This window comes from Kitasatospora sp. NPDC093806 (genome assembly GCF_040683335.1).
In the GTDB taxonomy this organism is placed as follows: domain Bacteria; phylum Actinomycetota; class Actinomycetes; order Streptomycetales; family Streptomycetaceae; genus Kitasatospora.
Genome location: NZ_JBFBDO010000008.1, coordinates 92,025 through 106,495 on the forward strand (window position 1 = coordinate 92,025; position 14,471 = coordinate 106,495).

General features: G+C 75.8%; 9 protein-coding genes and 1 other RNA gene. 5 read left to right on the plus strand and 5 right to left on the minus strand.

Annotated features, from left to right (window positions below):
* Positions 1-87: 87 nt before the first annotated feature.
* Both rnpB and AB0N76_RS07675 read right to left on the minus strand, forming a co-directional pair.
* Positions 88-485: RNase P RNA component class A (rnpB, locus tag AB0N76_RS07670), an RNA gene on the minus strand.
* 13 nt (positions 486-498) lie between these two features.
* Entirely contained in the window at positions 499-1,983 is a 1,485-nt protein-coding gene (locus AB0N76_RS07675; protein WP_363554307.1) for an MFS transporter, read from the minus strand.
* Between the two features lie 174 nt (positions 1,984-2,157).
* Here AB0N76_RS07675 and yaaA point away from each other — a divergent pair, with 174 nt between their 5' ends.
* Entirely contained in the window at positions 2,158-2,943 is a 786-nt protein-coding gene (gene yaaA, locus AB0N76_RS07680) for a peroxide stress protein YaaA (RefSeq protein ID WP_363554234.1), read from the plus strand.
* 119 nt (positions 2,944-3,062) lie between these two features.
* Here yaaA and AB0N76_RS07685 read toward each other — a convergent pair whose 3' ends face one another.
* Genes AB0N76_RS07685 through AB0N76_RS07695 form a run of 3 tightly spaced genes read right to left on the minus strand, consistent with a single transcriptional unit; the run spans position 3,063 to position 5,834 of the window.
* On the minus strand, positions 3,063-4,226 hold the full coding sequence (locus tag AB0N76_RS07685) for a bifunctional RNase H/acid phosphatase (RefSeq protein WP_363554236.1): 1,164 nt from the start codon (positions 4,224-4,226) through the stop codon (positions 3,063-3,065).
* A gap of 4 nt (positions 4,227-4,230) precedes the next feature.
* Positions 4,231-4,974, minus strand: coding sequence for a C4-type zinc ribbon domain-containing protein (locus AB0N76_RS07690; RefSeq protein WP_363554238.1), 744 nt, complete (start codon positions 4,972-4,974; stop codon positions 4,231-4,233).
* A gap of 23 nt (positions 4,975-4,997) precedes the next feature.
* The gene (locus AB0N76_RS07695) at positions 4,998-5,834 is read right to left on the minus strand and encodes a Nif3-like dinuclear metal center hexameric protein (RefSeq protein WP_363554240.1); all 837 of its coding nucleotides are present in this window, start codon (positions 5,832-5,834) and stop codon (positions 4,998-5,000) included.
* Between the two features lie 627 nt (positions 5,835-6,461).
* On the opposite strand from AB0N76_RS07695, the gene lanL reads away from it, so the two are divergent.
* The 4 genes from lanL (at position 6,462) to AB0N76_RS07715 (ending at position 14,221) form a co-directional block, all read left to right on the plus strand.
* Positions 6,462-9,620: a class IV lanthionine synthetase LanL gene (gene lanL / locus AB0N76_RS07700; RefSeq protein ID WP_363554242.1), complete on the plus strand. Its 3,159-nt coding sequence runs from the start codon at positions 6,462-6,464 to the stop codon at positions 9,618-9,620.
* Positions 9,617-11,632, plus strand: coding sequence for an alpha/beta fold hydrolase (locus AB0N76_RS07705; protein ID WP_363554243.1), 2,016 nt, complete (start codon positions 9,617-9,619; stop codon positions 11,630-11,632). The genes lanL and AB0N76_RS07705 overlap by 4 nt, the downstream gene beginning before the upstream one ends.
* A gap of 183 nt (positions 11,633-11,815) precedes the next feature.
* Positions 11,816-11,959 carry a VenA family class IV lanthipeptide gene (locus tag AB0N76_RS07710; RefSeq protein ID WP_363554245.1) on the plus strand — a complete coding sequence of 48 codons (144 nt, stop codon included), beginning with the start codon at positions 11,816-11,818 and terminating at the stop codon, positions 11,957-11,959.
* A 144-nt stretch (positions 11,960-12,103) separates the two neighbouring features.
* Complete coding sequence (locus tag AB0N76_RS07715; protein WP_363554247.1) at positions 12,104-14,221, plus strand: ATP-binding cassette domain-containing protein; 2,118 nt, start codon at positions 12,104-12,106, stop codon at positions 14,219-14,221.
* The last annotated feature ends 250 nt before the right edge of the window (positions 14,222-14,471 follow it).

The window sequence follows — 14,471 nt, forward strand, 5'->3', positions numbered from 1 at the left end:
CACCGCGCCGCCCGCCGCCCGCCGGTACGGAAAAGGCCCTCCGAGCTGCGTTTCCGCAGTTCGGAGGGCCTTCCCTCAAGTCGGCGACGGAAGAGTCGGCCTGTACGCCGGGTTCTGTCTCCCGGGTTGCTTGCGCGGCCCGGGGAGACGGCCATCCATCTAGGGCTGCCGTTGCCGACAGCCTCGTGCGGTCTACCCGCGGACTCGGGCGAGCAGCCCTCGGACATCCGCGCACGGCGCCCGAGGGCACCGATCTTGACCTTGCTCCAGGTGGGGTTTACCGAGCCGGCCGAGTCACCCCGGTCGCTGGTGGTCTCTTACACCACCGTTTCACCCTTACCCGTCGCCGAAGCGGCGGGCGGTCTGTTTTCTGTGGCACTGTCCCGCGGGTCACCCCGGGTGGGCGTTACCCACCACCCTGCTCTGTGGAGCCCGGACGTTCCTCGGCGGGTCCGATGACCCGTCGCGGCCGTCCGGCCGGCTCTTCCGCCGTAGTGGTCATGGTAGCCGCTCGGGCGGGGCCTCCCGTACTCCGGGGCGGCCGACGGGCGCTTCGGCGCCGAGGCGGGCGGCCACCCGGGCGGCGGTGGCGGTGCCCCAGGCGGAGGTGGTGAGCAGGCCGAGGAGCAGGATCGTGCCGCCCAGGCCCACGATGATCCACCAGCCGGCGTGGCTCGCCGGGGCGAACCCGGTGACGACCGGGCCCACCACCGCCGAGGTGACCACGGTGCCGATCACCGCGACGCCGAGCGACTGGCCGACCTGTCGGCTGGTCGAGGCGACCGCCGCCGCCACCCCGGCCTGGGCGCGCGGCATGCCGGAGACGGCGGAGTTGGTGATCGGCGCGTTGACGAAGCCGAAGCCGAAGCCGAACAGCCCGTACGCGGCCAGCAGCAGGGCCGGCGGGGAGTCGGCGGCCAGCCGGGTGAGCAGCAGGCCGCTGCCGACCAGGCCGAGGCCGGCCAGCACCAGCGGCACCCGCGGCCCCCGGGCGCCGACGATCCGGCCCGAGACCGGCGCGCAGACCAGCATCATCCCGGCCATCGGCAGCGTCCACAGGCCGGCCTCGACCGGGCTGTACGCGCGGACGTCCTGCAGGTAGAGGGTGTTGAGGAAGAGGAAGCCGCCGAGCGAGGCGAAGGCGCAGACGGCGGTCACGGTTGCGCCGCTGAACGGCGCACTGCGGAAGAACCGCGGGTCGACCAGCGGCTCGGCGACCCGCCGCTCCCAGAGCGGGAAGCCGACCAGGGCGAGCAGGGCGGCCACGGCCAGGCCGAGGATCAGCGGGGAGGTCCAGCCGTGCTCGGGGCCCTCGATGATCGCGGCGGTGCCGCAGCCGAGCAGCACCACCATCAGCAGCTGCCCGACCGGGTCCAGCCGGCGGGCCCGGGGGGCGCGCGACTCGGGGACGTAACGGGCGGTCAGCAGGCAGGCCAGCAGCCCGACCGGGACGTTGATCAGGAAGATCGCCGGCCAGCCGGCGGCGTGCACCAGGAAGCCGCCGAGCAGCGGCCCGAGCGCCATCGAGATGCCCACCACCCCGCCCCACACGCCGATCGCCCGGGCCCGTTCGCGCGGTTCGGTGAAGGTGTTGGTGATGATCGACATCGCCACCGGGTTGAGCATCGACCCGCCGACCGCCTGCACCGCCCGGAACACCACCAGCCACTCCAGGGTCGGCGCCAGGCTGCACAGCAGCGAGCCGAGCACGAAGACCAGCAGACCGGTCTGGAACACCCGGCGGCGGCCGAAGCGGTCGGCCAGCGAGCCGAACAGCATCAGCAGCGAGGCCAGCACCAGGGTGTAGGCGTCGATGATCCACTGCAGACCGGACGCGGGCGCGCGCAGGTCCTTCTGGATCTCCGGGAGGGCGATGTTCACCACGGTGTTGTCGAGCCCGACGATGAACAGGCTCAGGCAGCAGATCGCCAGCACCAGCAGGCGGCGCCGCCGTCCGGCATCGGCGGCGGACGGCGGGCTCATGCTCATGGGGTTCGCTTCGGGCACGGCTCGATCCTCCCACCGGGAGCGGCACCGGACGGTAGCGGAGCGACCCGTCCGGGTGGCGGCGCCGGGGGCTGTGAGGGTTTCCGGGTGGGGCGGCGGGTTGCGTAGGGTGGCGGGGTCCGTCGCCGTGCTGTTTTTGAGGAGTCCGCCGTGCTGGTGCTGTTGCCGCCCTCGGAGGGGAAGGCCGCGTCCGGGGACGGCGTGCCGGTGGCGCTCGACGGGCTGTCGCTGCCGGGGCTGACGGCCGCCCGGGCCGAGGTGCTGGGGGCGCTGGTCGACCTCTGCCGGGGTGACGAGGACGCCGCCGCCGAGGTGCTCGGGCTGAGCCCGGGCCTGCGCGGCGAGGTGGCGCGCAACGCGGGCCTGCCGACGGCGGGCGCGTTCCCGGCCGGTCGGGTGTACACCGGCGTGCTGTTCGACAACCTCGGTCTGGCCACGCTGGACGAGGCCGCGTACGACCGGGCCGAGCGGACCCTGCTGGTCTTCTCCGGCCTCTGGGGCGCGGTGCGGATCGGCGACCGGATCCCGCCCTACCGCTGCTCGATGGGTGTGAAACTCCCCGGACCGGGGGCGCTCGGGGCGTACTGGCGGAGCGCGATGGCGGGCGTGCTGCCGGAGGTCGCGGACGGGCTGGTGCTGGACCTGCGCTCCTCCGCGTACGCGGCGGCGTGGAAGCCGGCCGGCGAGGTGGTGTCCCGGACCGCGACCGTGCGGGTGCTCCAGGAGCGGAACGGCAAGCGCACCGTGGTCAGCCACTTCAACAAGGCCACCAAGGGCCGGCTGGTCCGCGACCTGCTGGTGGCGGGCGCCGAGCCGAAGACGCCCGGCGAGCTGGTGGACGCGCTGCTGGTGCTGGGCTACCGGGTGGAGGTCGCCGCCGAGGGCACCGCGCGCAAGCCGTGGCAGCTGGACGTGGTGGTCACCGAGGTGCACTGAGGCCGGGTGCGCTGAGCAGGTGCACGCTGAGCAGGTGCACCGAGCCGGAAACGCCTCGGCGGCGGGCCCCCGGTGGGGAGTCCGCCGCCGAGGCGTTTCAGCGCGGTCTCAGCACAGTCTCAGCGCAAGTGCCCGGTGTCGTTGAGCAGCCGCAGCGAGGCGTTGCCGTCCGCGTAGTACTGGACGGCGCAGAGCGCGGCCGCGGACAGCTCCATCCGGTACAGCGCGTCCGGCGGAGCGCCCAGCGCCAGCCGGACCAGCGTCTTGATCGGGCTGACGTGCGAGACCACCAGCACCGTCTTGCCCGGGTAGCGGGCGAGGATCTTGTCCCGGGCCACCCCGGTCCGGTGGGTGAGGGTGGTGAAGCTCTCGCCGCCGCCGGTCGGCTTGGCCTTCGCGGAGCCGAGCCAGGCGGTGAGGTCGTCCGGGTAGCGCTCCTGCACCTCGGCGAAGGTCAGCCCCTCCCAGGCGCCGAAGTCGACCTCGCGCAGGCCGTCCTCGTAGCGGACGTCGAGGCCGAGCCGGGCGGCGACGATCTCGGCGGTCTGCCGGGTGCGCCGCATCGGCGAGGCGACGACGGCCTGGACCGAGCCGCGCGCGGCCAGCGCCTCGGCGACCCGTTCGGCCTGCCAGCGGCCCTTCTCGGAGAGCTCCGGGTCACTGCCGCCGCTGCCGGAGAACCGCTTCTCCGGGGTGAGCGCCGTCTCGCCGTGCCGGAGCAGGACGAAGGTGGTCGGGGTGCCGAGGTCGGCCTCGGCCGCCCAGCCGGCCTTGGGCGCGGCGGTCTCCAGCGGGGCCGCCTCGACCGGGGCGACCGGCGTGGTCGGGAGCGCGGCCGCCCGGGAGGCCTTCGGCTCCCACTGGCGGCCGGCCTTGCCCGCGTCCATCGCCTCGTTGGCGAGCCGGTCCGCGTCCTTGTTCTTCTCGCGCGGGATCCAGGTGTACTTGACCTGCCCGCGCGGGAGGATGGTGCGCGCCTCGGCGGCGAGCGGCTGCATGTCCGGGTGCTTGATCTTCCAGCGGCCGGACATCTGCTCGACGACCAGCTTGGAGTCCATCCGGACGTCCACCGAGGCGTCCGGGTCGAGCTCGCGGGCCGCCTTCAGGCCGGCGATCAGGCCCTTGTACTCGGCCACGTTGTTGGTCGCGTGGCCGATGAACTCCGCCGCCTCGGCGATGATCTGACCGGTGTCGCCGTCGCGGACCACCGCGCCGTAGCCGGCCGGCCCCGGGTTGCCCCGGGAGCCGCCGTCCGCCTCGACGACGAACCTGCGCGCCGCCACCGGCTCAGACGCCCGAGTCGGCGGTGCGGACCAGGATCCGCCCGCAGTTCTCGCAGCGGACCACCTTGTCGGCCGGCTCGGCCTTGATCGCGTTCAGCTCGGTGATCGAGAACTCGGTGCGGCAGCCCTCGCAGCGGCGCTGGTAGAGGCGGGCCGCGCCGACGCCGCCCTGCGTCTCACGCAGGCGGGCGTAGACCTTCAGCAGGTCGGCCGGGATGACGGCGGCGACGGTCTCGCGGTCGCGCCGAATCTTGTCCGCCTCGGCGTCGATCTCGGCGAACGCGGCGTCCCGGCGGCCCTCGGCCTCGGTCAGCACGACGGTGGAGTGCTCCAGCCGCGCGGTCAGCTCGGTGACCCGGGTCTGGGCGGACTCCAGCCGCTCCATGACCTCCAGCACGACGTCCTCCAGGTCGCCCTGGCGCTTGGCCAGCGAGCCGATCTCGTGCTGGAGGTTCTCCAGGTCCTTCGGCGAGGTGATCGAGCCGGAGTCGAGGCGCTGCTGGTTGCGGGCGGAGCGGGCGCGGACCTGCTCCACGTCCTGCTCGGCCTTGGTCAGCTCACGGGTGGTGTCGCCGTGCTGGGCCTGGGCGGCGACCACGAGGTCCTTGAGCGCGGTGTGGTCGGCGGTGGCCTTCTCGATCTCGGCGTGCTCGGGCAGGCTGCGCCGCCGGTGGGCCAGCTGGTCGAGCTTGGAGTCGATGGCCTGGAGGTCGAGCAGGCGGATCTGGTCGGCGGGCGCGGCGTTCAAGCGGAGAGCTCCTGTGAATCGGGTCAGGCGGGGAAGGACATGGGGGCGTGCGCGGTCCACGGGTCGGTGACCGTGTGGGAGACCTTGGTCTCGACCGTCCAGCCGTGCTTCTCGGCGGCGCCGTGCAGCGCCCGCTCGGCCAGCGGCAGCCAGGGCCACTCGGTGGCCCAGTGCGCGGCGTCGACCAGGGCGATCGGCGCCGCCTCGGCGGCCTCGGAGGCCGGGTGGTGGCGCAGGTCCGCGGTCAGGTAGGCGTCGACCCCGGCCGCGCGCACCTCCGCGAACATGCTGTCGCCGGAGCCACCGCACACCGCGACCCGGCTGATCAGGCGGTTCGGGTCGCCGGAGACCCGCACGCCGGCGGCGGTGGCCGGCAGGCCCTTGGCGACGTTCGCGGCGAACACGGCGAGGGTCAGCGGGGGCTCCAGCAGGCCGACCCGTCCGGCGCCGCGCCGGCCCAGCGGGTCGGTCGGGTCCGGGACCAGCGGGCCGGTCACGGTGACGCCAACCGCCTCGGCGAGCGCGTCCGAGACGCCCGGGTCCGCGTGGTCGGCGTTGGTGTGGGCGACGTGCAGGGCGATCCCGTTGCGGATCAGCGTGTGCACGACCCGGCCCTTGAAGCTCGTGGCGGCGACGGTCGTGGTGCCGCGCAGGTAGAGCGGGTGGTGGGTGACCACCAGGTCCGCCCCCCACTCGACGGCCTCGTCGACGACCGCCTGCACGGGGTCGACGGCGAACAGCACGCGGCGGACCTCGGCCTGAGGGTCTCCGCAGACCAGGCCGACGGCGTCCCAGGACTCCGCCCACCGCGGCGGGTACAGCTCTTCGAGGGCGGTGATGACGTCGGACAGTTTCGGCACCTGTCGAGACTACCGTGCGCGCGGGGGACGCCGGGCCGCCCGGTCGGCCCCGGCCGGCGGCTGGTCGGCGCGCGGTCGGAGTCCGGTCGGCGTCCGGTCGGCGTCCGGTCGGGCGGGAACAGGGCGCGCGGATGCGCGTCAACCTGCGGTTCGGGGTGCGCGGGCGGACGGCGGCGCGCCGTTCGAGCGTCCCGCGGCGGCGCTCGGGCGCGGTACGCGCCGGACGGCGGGGCGCACGCCGCGCACACTCGACCGTTCGCACGAATTCGAAACGGCGCCCGGATCACCCTTACGAGTGAAGTGACCGGCTTCGGATTGAGCATCCCTCGCTACCGAAAGTAACTTCACTTCTGCGAACGGGAGTTGTACGGGAGCTGTCCCGATCCCGGCTTCAAGGGTGTCGATCTCGCCGGTCGGACCCGGGGAGAGCCGGGGGAAGCCGGGGGAAGCCGGGCGAAGCCGGGAGGACGCTCCGCCGGACGAGGCGTCCGACTCCCGGATCTCCGAGGAACCGAATCCCGGATCTCCGAGGAACCGAACCGATTCAGGCCGTGGCCGTGCGCCCGGGTGCCGGAGCAGTGGGCACCGGCGGGGCGCCGGCACCAGACGAAGGGATGTGGTGAGCGGATGGGAGCGGGCACATCGCTGCGTACGGCCGGGGGGACGGGCTCGGCGGGTCGCGGGGCCGGTCAGGGGCCGGATGCGCCGGATGCGGTCGGTCCGTGGCCGGAGCTGACGCGGACGGCGCTGGCCGGCGGCACCGGAGGTCGGGGAGGAGGTGACGGGGACCGGCGAGCCGGCGGGGAGGTCGGCTGGCAGGTCACCGTCGAGGGCTTCTGGTGCACGGCCAGGCCGTCCGCGGGCGAACTCGCCGACGAGGGGTGGAAGCTCCACGTCAGCGCCGCCTCGGCGGTCGGCGGCGCGGTGCTCGCGGCCGTCACCGAGGTGCTCGCCGAGGATCCGTGCGCGTTCAAGTTCGCGGCCGGTCCGGCGCAGCTGCACGAGATCAACTCGCGCAACAGCGACCGGGGTTCGGCCGGTAAGTTCATCACCGTCTACCCGGACGGCGAACCGCAGTTCCGGCGGCTGGCCGCCGCGCTGCACCGCGCCACCGACGGCCTGCCCGGGCCCGTCGTGCTGTCCGACCGCCCGTACCGGCCGGGCAGCCTGGTCCACTACCGGTACGGGGCGATCGCGGCCCGCGCCGAGCTGGGCAACGACGGCGGGTACCGGTCGATGCTGCGCGGGCCGGGCGGCGAGCGGGTCGAGGACGTGCGCGGGGCGGTCTACCGGGTTCCGCCGTGGGCGCGGGACCCGCTGCGGGAGCCGACCGCGCACGGTGCGGCCGGGGCCGGTGGCCCGGTCGGGCGGGGTGCGGGCAAGCCGGTCGCGCCGCGGCGGCGCGGCAGCGGCGGAGTGCTGCTCGCCGGGCGGTACGTGGTGACCGGGGCGATCCGGCACAGCGCCAAGGGCGGGGTCTTCCTCGGCCGGGACACCGACGGCGGCGCCGAGGTCGTGGTCAAGCAGGCCCGCGCGCACATCGAGGTGGACCGGGCCGGCACCGACGCCCGCGCCGCGCTGCGGCACGAGGCCGCCCTGCTGGCCCGGCTGGAGGGACAGGGGCTGGCGCCGCGTCCCGTCGAACTCGTCGAACAGGACGACTCGCTCTTCCTTGTGCAGGAACGAATCGCCGGGCAGCCGCTCGGCAGCTGGGTCGCGGCCCGGCTGCGCCGCGACGGCAGCCCCGACGTCGACTGGGCCGAGGCCGGACCGATGGCCCACGCGCTGCTCGACCTCGTCGAGCGGGTCCACGAGCAGGGGCTCGTGCTGCGCGACCTCTCCCCCGGCAATGTGCTCGTCCAGCCGGACGGCACGCTGCGGCTGGTCGACCTGGAGCTGGCCGCCGAGGCGGGCAGCCGGGCCGGTTCGGCCGGCACCCCCGGCTACCGGGCGCCCGAGCAGGGGCCGGGGCGGCTCACCCTGGTCGGCGGTGCGGCGGCGGGCGGAAGCGCGGGTGCGGGCGGGACGGGGGCCGGCGAAGGTGCCGGTGGCGGTCGGGCCGGCGTCTGCACGGCCGAGCCGGAGGCCGACCTGTACGCGCTCGGCGGACTGTTCTTCCTCCTCGCCACCGGCCACGACCCGCTGCTGCCCGAGGACCTCCCGCGCGCCCGACCGGTCACCGACCGCCTGGGCCGCTGGCTCGACCTGGCCGCCCGTTCCGGCGACACCGCCCGACGACTCGCCCCCGCCGTCCTCGGCCTCCGCGCCGAGGAACCGCGCCGCCGATGGAACCTGACCCGGGTGCGGGAGTCCCTGGCGGCCCCGGCGGCCGCCGGGGAGTGCGAGGGCCACCGCGTTCCCAAGGACGCCTCCGCTTCCGCCTCCGTTTCCGCCTCCGTTTCCGCCGACGCCGGTGCCGCTGCCGTCCTCGACCGGGTGCTGCACGACGGACTGCGGCACCTCGCCGCCACCGCCACCCCGCTGCGGCGGGACCGGCTCTGGCCCGTGGTCCCGGCCGGGGAGCGGTCGGACCCGTGCAACGTGCAGCACGGCGCGGCCGGGGTGCTGGCCGTGCTCGCCCGGGCGGCCGGTACCGCCGGGCTGCCGGACGCGGTCCGGGAGACGGCCCGGGAGACGACCCGGACCGCCGCCGAGTGGATCGAACGCCGGTGCGCCGCCGAACCGGTGGTCCTGCCCGGGCTGCACTTCGGCCGGTCGGGCGCCGCCTGGGCCCTGCTGGACGCCGCCCGCGCCCTGGACGACCGGGCGATGGCCGGGCGGGCGGCGGGACTCGCCGAACGGATAGCCGTCGAATGGCCCAACCCGGACGTCTGCCACGGCGCGGCCGGCGCCGGCCTCCTCCAACTCCGCTTCGCCGCCGACGACTTGTTCGCAGGACCGGGAGGCGGGCCGATCGACCCGGCCGCCTTCCTCGCCCGGGCGGCCCGCTGCGGCCACGGCCTGCTGGCGGCCGCGCGTCCGGCGCCGTACGGCACGGTGTGGCCGGTGCCGCAGGACTTCGACTCGGCGCTCGCCGGGATCACCCACCTCGGATTCGCGCACGGCGTCGCCGGTGTCGGCGCGTTCCTGCTGGCCGCCGCCGAGGCGACCGGGGACCGGGCCCTGTTCGACGGCGCCGCCGCGGCAGGCCGCACGCTCGTCGCCACCGCCCGTCTCGACACCGCCCTCGGCACCGCCCTCGACACCGGTGGGCCCGGGGACCCCGCGTCCGGCGACGGCGGCCTCGTCGGCGAGACCGCCTGGTGGCCGCAGAGCGCCGACGACCCCGAGTCGGTCCGACTGGCGCACTGGTGCAGCGGCTCCTCCGGCGCGGGCACCTTCCTGCTGCGGCTCTGGCGCGCCACCGGCGACGCCGACGCCCTCCGACTGGCCCTGGCCGCCGGCCGGGCGGTGGCCGCCGCCCGCTGGCACAGCGGCATCACCGCCTGCCACGGCCTGGCCGGCAACGGCGAGTACCTGCTCGACCTCGCCGAGGCCACCGGTGACGTCGAATTCCGCACCGCCGCCGAGGAGTTGGGCGCCCTCATCGCCGCCCGAGCGGCCCTGCGGGACGGCCTGCTGGCGCTGCCCGACGAGACCGGCACCGGCTGCGCCGCCGCGTACGGTACCGGAACGGCGGGCGCGCTCTCGTTCCTGCTGCGCCTGCGACACGGCGGACCGCGCCCCTGGGTGGACCCCGTCCCGCTCCCCGCCCTCCTTCAAGTCCCTGCCGCCACAGCCCAGTTCGACGAAGCAACCGAGCCGATCGAGGTGGGGACGACATGAACGTGGCCACCCGGGCCGCGACGCAGGCGCTGCGCCGGCTCAGCTTCACCTTCGCCGCCGACGGCAGCCACGCCGCCTGCCTCGCCTCCGCCGCCGACGGCGGCTGGTACGCCGAGAGCTGGCGCCTGCCGGCGAACGGACCCGCCATCCCGACCGGGCTCCAGCTGCCCGGCAACCGTTCCGAGAGCCTCCGCTCCCAGCTGGTCGCCCTCCCGGACGGCTCGGTCCTGCTGTGCCGGCACGACGGCGAACGCCACGACCTGGTGACGCTCTCCACCGCCACCGACCAGACCGGCCGACTCGTCACCGCCGAACGCCCCTTGACCACCATCCGGATGCCCGGACTGCGCCTCCTGCCGCTCCCGGCGGGCGCGCCGTCCGGCCCGCGGGCGCCGGTCGCCCTGGCCCTGGGCAGCGACACCCGCCCGGCCACCACCGTCTGGTCCCTCCGGGCGGACGGCTCCCCGCCCGAGCAGCTCGCCGAACTCCCCGGCCTGCACGGCGGCGGCGTCTGGCTGGACCACACCGGCGCGCTGCTGGCGCTCGACCGCGTCCACGCCGGCCAGGTCCGCACCGTGGCCCTGGACCTGCGCAGCGGCACCGTCACCCCGCTGCTGGAGATCGGCGAACGCAGCAACGACCGGCTCGTGCTGTTCGACCCGGACAGCCGGTTCGCCATGGTGCGCAGCGACGCGCCCGGCACCGACCGGATCGGCTGGGGCGTCCTGGACGGCGGCACGCCGCTGCGCTTCCCGGAGGTGCTGCACGTCGCCGGGATGTTCCTGCGCCCGGTGGCGCTGCGCCCGGCCGCCGACGGGGCCCGGGTGGCCCTCCAGATCGACCACGGCGCGGGCTCCTCGCTCGCCCTCTGGCGGCCCGCCGCCGGACGGCTGGACCCGCTGGCGGTCCCGCCCGGACGGCTCGGCGCTGTCGGACACTGGTCCGCCGACGGACTGCGGATGCCGTACTCGGCCCCGGACCACCCGGCCGCGCTCGCCACCCTGGACGTGGACGCGCTGCTGTCCCACGGCCCGGCCGCGGCCACCTCCGGACCGGTCCCGCTGCCGCTGCAACTGGCGCCGCTCGGTTCGGCCGGCGTCGGCCCGGGCGGGCCCTGGCGGGACACCCTGCTGCCCTGGCAGCCCGGCACCCGCCGCGCCGACCCCTCGACCCCACCGCCCGGCTGGCGGCTGGACGGCTCCACCGCCCCCGGCGACGGCGGCCGCTGGCACCCCGCGCAGAGCCTCGAACTCGCGGGCCCGGCCGGTCCGTTGGAAGCCGTGGTGTACGGCGGGGACGCCTGGCTGAGCAGTCCGCACCTGGTGCTCGCCCTGCACGGCGGCCCCGCGGACGCCTGGCGGCTGGAGTTCGACCCGGCCCTGCAGCGGATGGCCGCCGACGGCCTGGCCGTCCTCGCCCCGAACCAACGCGGCTCCACCGGCTACGGGGTGGCGCACGCGATGGCCATCCGCGGCGCCTGGGGCGGCCCCGACCTGGACGACGTCCTGTACCTGCTGGAGGGCATCGCCGGCCAGCGCGCCGCGCTCGGCCTCGAACCGCCCGCGCTCTTCGGCGTCAGCTACGGCGCGTTCCTCGCCCTGCTGGCGGCGGCCCACGCGCCCGCCGAGCACGTGGCCCGCTGCGCGGTCGTCGCCCCGTTCCTGTCCGGCGCCCGACTGCTGGCCGAAGCCTCCACCCCCGTACGGGCGTTGACCACCCGACTCGGCGGCGGCGAGCCGATCGCGGACGCCCGCGGACCGCGCGACGTCCTCCAGCTCGCCCACCGGATCGGCGCGCCGCTGCTGATCGTGCACGGCGACCGGGACGAGGTCGTCCCGGTGAGCCAATCACGGTCGCTGAGACACGAGTTGCTGCGGATCGGCCGCACCGAGGGCGCCGACTTCCGCTACGTCGAGGCGGCCGGGGCGGGGCACGAGGTGCTCGCCGAGGAGGGCGGCGCGGTGCTGCACGAGTTGCTCGCCGGGTTCCTGCGCACCGGCCGACCGGGCTGAGCCCTCCTCTTCTCCGCGCACCACACCTTTCAGACTCCCGGGCCCTGTGCGGCCCGGGTACCCGGCCGCGCCCTGCGCGGCCGGACAGCCCCGACGCGGCGGACCGAGCCGCCCGGGGGAGCAACACCCGTCGCCCGCACCGCAGATCGCGGCGGGCGCGAACACCAGGGGAGGAACCCGATCATGGAGAACATGGTGGACTTCGAGACCGACCTCGCGGCCCTGCAGGAGCTGCCCGAGACCGAGTCCGTCGAGCTGACCGGCCACGGCGGCGGCTGCCAGTTCACGTGTCTCATCCTGACCTGCCTGATCTTCACCATCAGCTAGTGGTGAAGATCGTGGCGACGGTCGACCGCCGGTAGCGCGCCGGCCGACGACCCGAGCCCCGGTGGTGCCGTCTCCGCCTGTCCGGACAGGCGGAGACGGCACCGTCCGTTCGCCCTCCCTCCGACCTCTCCGAGGAATGCCCCCATGCCCCGCCGTCCGACCGGCCGGACCCTCGCCCTGGCCACCGCCCTGCCCGTCGGGGCCGCCGCCACGCTCGCCCTGCCGGCCGCCCTCGCCGGCGCCGTCGACGCCGCACTCGACCACGCCGCCGACGGCCGGTCCGGCGCCTGGTCCACCGCCCTGGTCCGGCTCGCGCTCGTCCTCGGCACGGCGGCCGCCGCCGACGCCCTCGCCGCGGCGGCCGGCCCCGCCTGCGCGGCGGAAGCCACCGCGGCACTGCGCGGCCGCCTCGTCGCCCACCTGCTCACCCTCGGCCCCGGCGGCCGCCCCACCCGCGGCGGACCACCCCCCGGCGACCTCGCCGCCCGCCTGACCGGCTCCGCCGCCGACGCGGGCGGCCGCCTCCCGGCCCTCCTCGGCGCCGGGACGGCACTGCTCGGCTCGGTCGGCGCGATCGTCGGACTCGGGGTGCTGTCCCCCTGGCTCGCCCTCGCCTTCTTCGCCGGCGTCCTGCCCGGCGCGGTGCTGATCCGGCTCTTCCTCCGGGACGCGGGCCCCGTCTTCCTCCGCTACCAGGAGGCCCAGGCCGCCCTCGCCGCCCGCCTCACCGCCGCCCTCACCGGCCTACGCACCATCCACGCCGCCGGCACCACCCACCAGGAAGCAACCCGCCTCCTCGGCCCCACCCCCACCCCACCCGAGCCCCCAGCCCCGGGCACGCCCTCCGCCGCCGTCACCCCGCGTGCGAACAGCACCGCCGCCCACTCAGCCACGTCCACTCCCACTGGCGACGCCCTCACCGACACGGCACCGGGCGCGCCGGCCACCTCCACGTGGGGCACGTTGCCCGCCTCCTTCACCCCGCGCGCGGACAGCACCGCCGTGCACTCAGCCCCATCCACGCCCACTGGCGGCGCCCTCACCGACACGGCGTCGGGCGCGCCGGCCACCTCCACGTGGGGCACCCTCCCGAGCAGCACCGCCGTGCGGCCCGATCCCGCCGGGCGCCCGGCCACGTCCACGACCACCGGCCCCCGGGCCGACGGAGCTCCCGAGCGGGTGGACGCCTCCAAAGCCGCCCCCTCCACCCCCTCTATCCCCTCCTCCACCGCGCCAGGCGGCTTGGAGGCCCTATCGGCGGCCGGACATGCGTTGTGGGCGGCCCAGCGGCGGACGGCGTGGCAGGCGATGCTGTTGGTCGCCGTGGTCGAGGTGGCGGTGTTGGCCACCGCCGGCGCCCTGGTCGCGGACGGCCGCTTGGCACCCGGCGGCTTGGCCGCGGCGGCCGGGTGGGCGGCGCTGGGAGCCGGACTGTTCGAGCAGGTCGAGGCCCTCGTCGGCGTCGCGCACGCGCGGGCCGGGCAGGCCCGGGTGGACGAGGTGCTGGCGTTCGAGCCATCCCCCGTCGGGACCACCGACCTACCCGTCGGCGGCCCCGGAACACTGCACTTCCAGAACGTGGTGGTGCGGGACGGCGACGGCCGGACGCTCCTCGGCCCGCTCGACCTCACCGTGCCGGGCGGGGCGACGGTCGCGCTGGTGGGGCGATCGGGTGCCGGGAAGTCGCTGCTGGCCGCACTGCCGGGACGCTTGCGCGATCCGGACGAGGGCGCCGTCCTGCTCGACGGCGTCCCGGTCACCGAACTGACCCCCGCCGCACTGCGCGACGCCGTCGGGTACGCGTTCGCCCGGCCGGTACTGGTCGGGCGAACGGTGCGCGAGGCCCTGGACGGCGCCGGCCCGGCGGAGGCGACGGCCGCCCACGCGGACGGCTTCCTGCGTCGGCTCCCGCTGGGCTGGGAGACCCCACCGGAGGAACTCCGGCTCTCCGGCGGCGAGCTGCAACGCCTCGGACTGGCCCGCCTGTTGGCGCACCCGACCAGGGTGGTGGTACTGGACGACGCCATGTCGGGCCTCGACCTCGCCACCGAGTACCAGGTCGGCGAGGCACTGGACCGCGCCACCCGAGGCCGCACCCGGCTGGTCGTAGCCCACCGCGAGACGGCAGCCGCACACGCGGACCTGGTCGCCTGGCTGGACGCCGGCCGACTACGCGCACTCGCCCCCCACCGGGACTTGCTCGCCGACCCGGACTACCGCACCACCCTCTCCGGCACCACCCTCGAAGCGGCAACCCACTGATGGCCCACCCCAACACCACCACCCGGGTTACCGGCACCGGCCGCACAGGAAGTCGGCAGGATCGACTTCCTACGCCAAAACCTGCGGCCCCCATGCCGCCCACCACAGCTGCGCCCGTCGCACCTCCCCGCCTGAACGTCGCCGGCCCGACTTCCTATGCCAAAACCTGCGTCCGCATACCCCTGCACGAGAAGTCGGCCAGTCCGACTTCCTATACCGCGCCGTTCCCCCGGTCGGGAGTCCCCATGAG

Excerpts from the sequence above, each read along its gene's own strand:
- AB0N76_RS07710 (WP_363554245.1), top strand. The coding sequence starts at position 11,816 with ATGGAGAACATGGTGGACTTCGAGACCGACCTCGCGGCCCTGCAGGAG.
- AB0N76_RS07675 (WP_363554307.1), bottom strand. The coding sequence starts at position 1,983 with ATGAGCCCGCCGTCCGCCGCCGATGCCGGACGGCGGCGCCGCCTGCTG.
- AB0N76_RS07705 (WP_363554243.1), top strand. The coding sequence starts at position 9,617 with ATGAACGTGGCCACCCGGGCCGCGACGCAGGCGCTGCGCCGGCTCAGC.
- lanL (WP_363554242.1), top strand. The coding sequence starts at position 6,462 with ATGGGAGCGGGCACATCGCTGCGTACGGCCGGGGGGACGGGCTCGGCG.
- AB0N76_RS07715 (WP_363554247.1), top strand. The coding sequence starts at position 12,104 with ATGCCCCGCCGTCCGACCGGCCGGACCCTCGCCCTGGCCACCGCCCTG.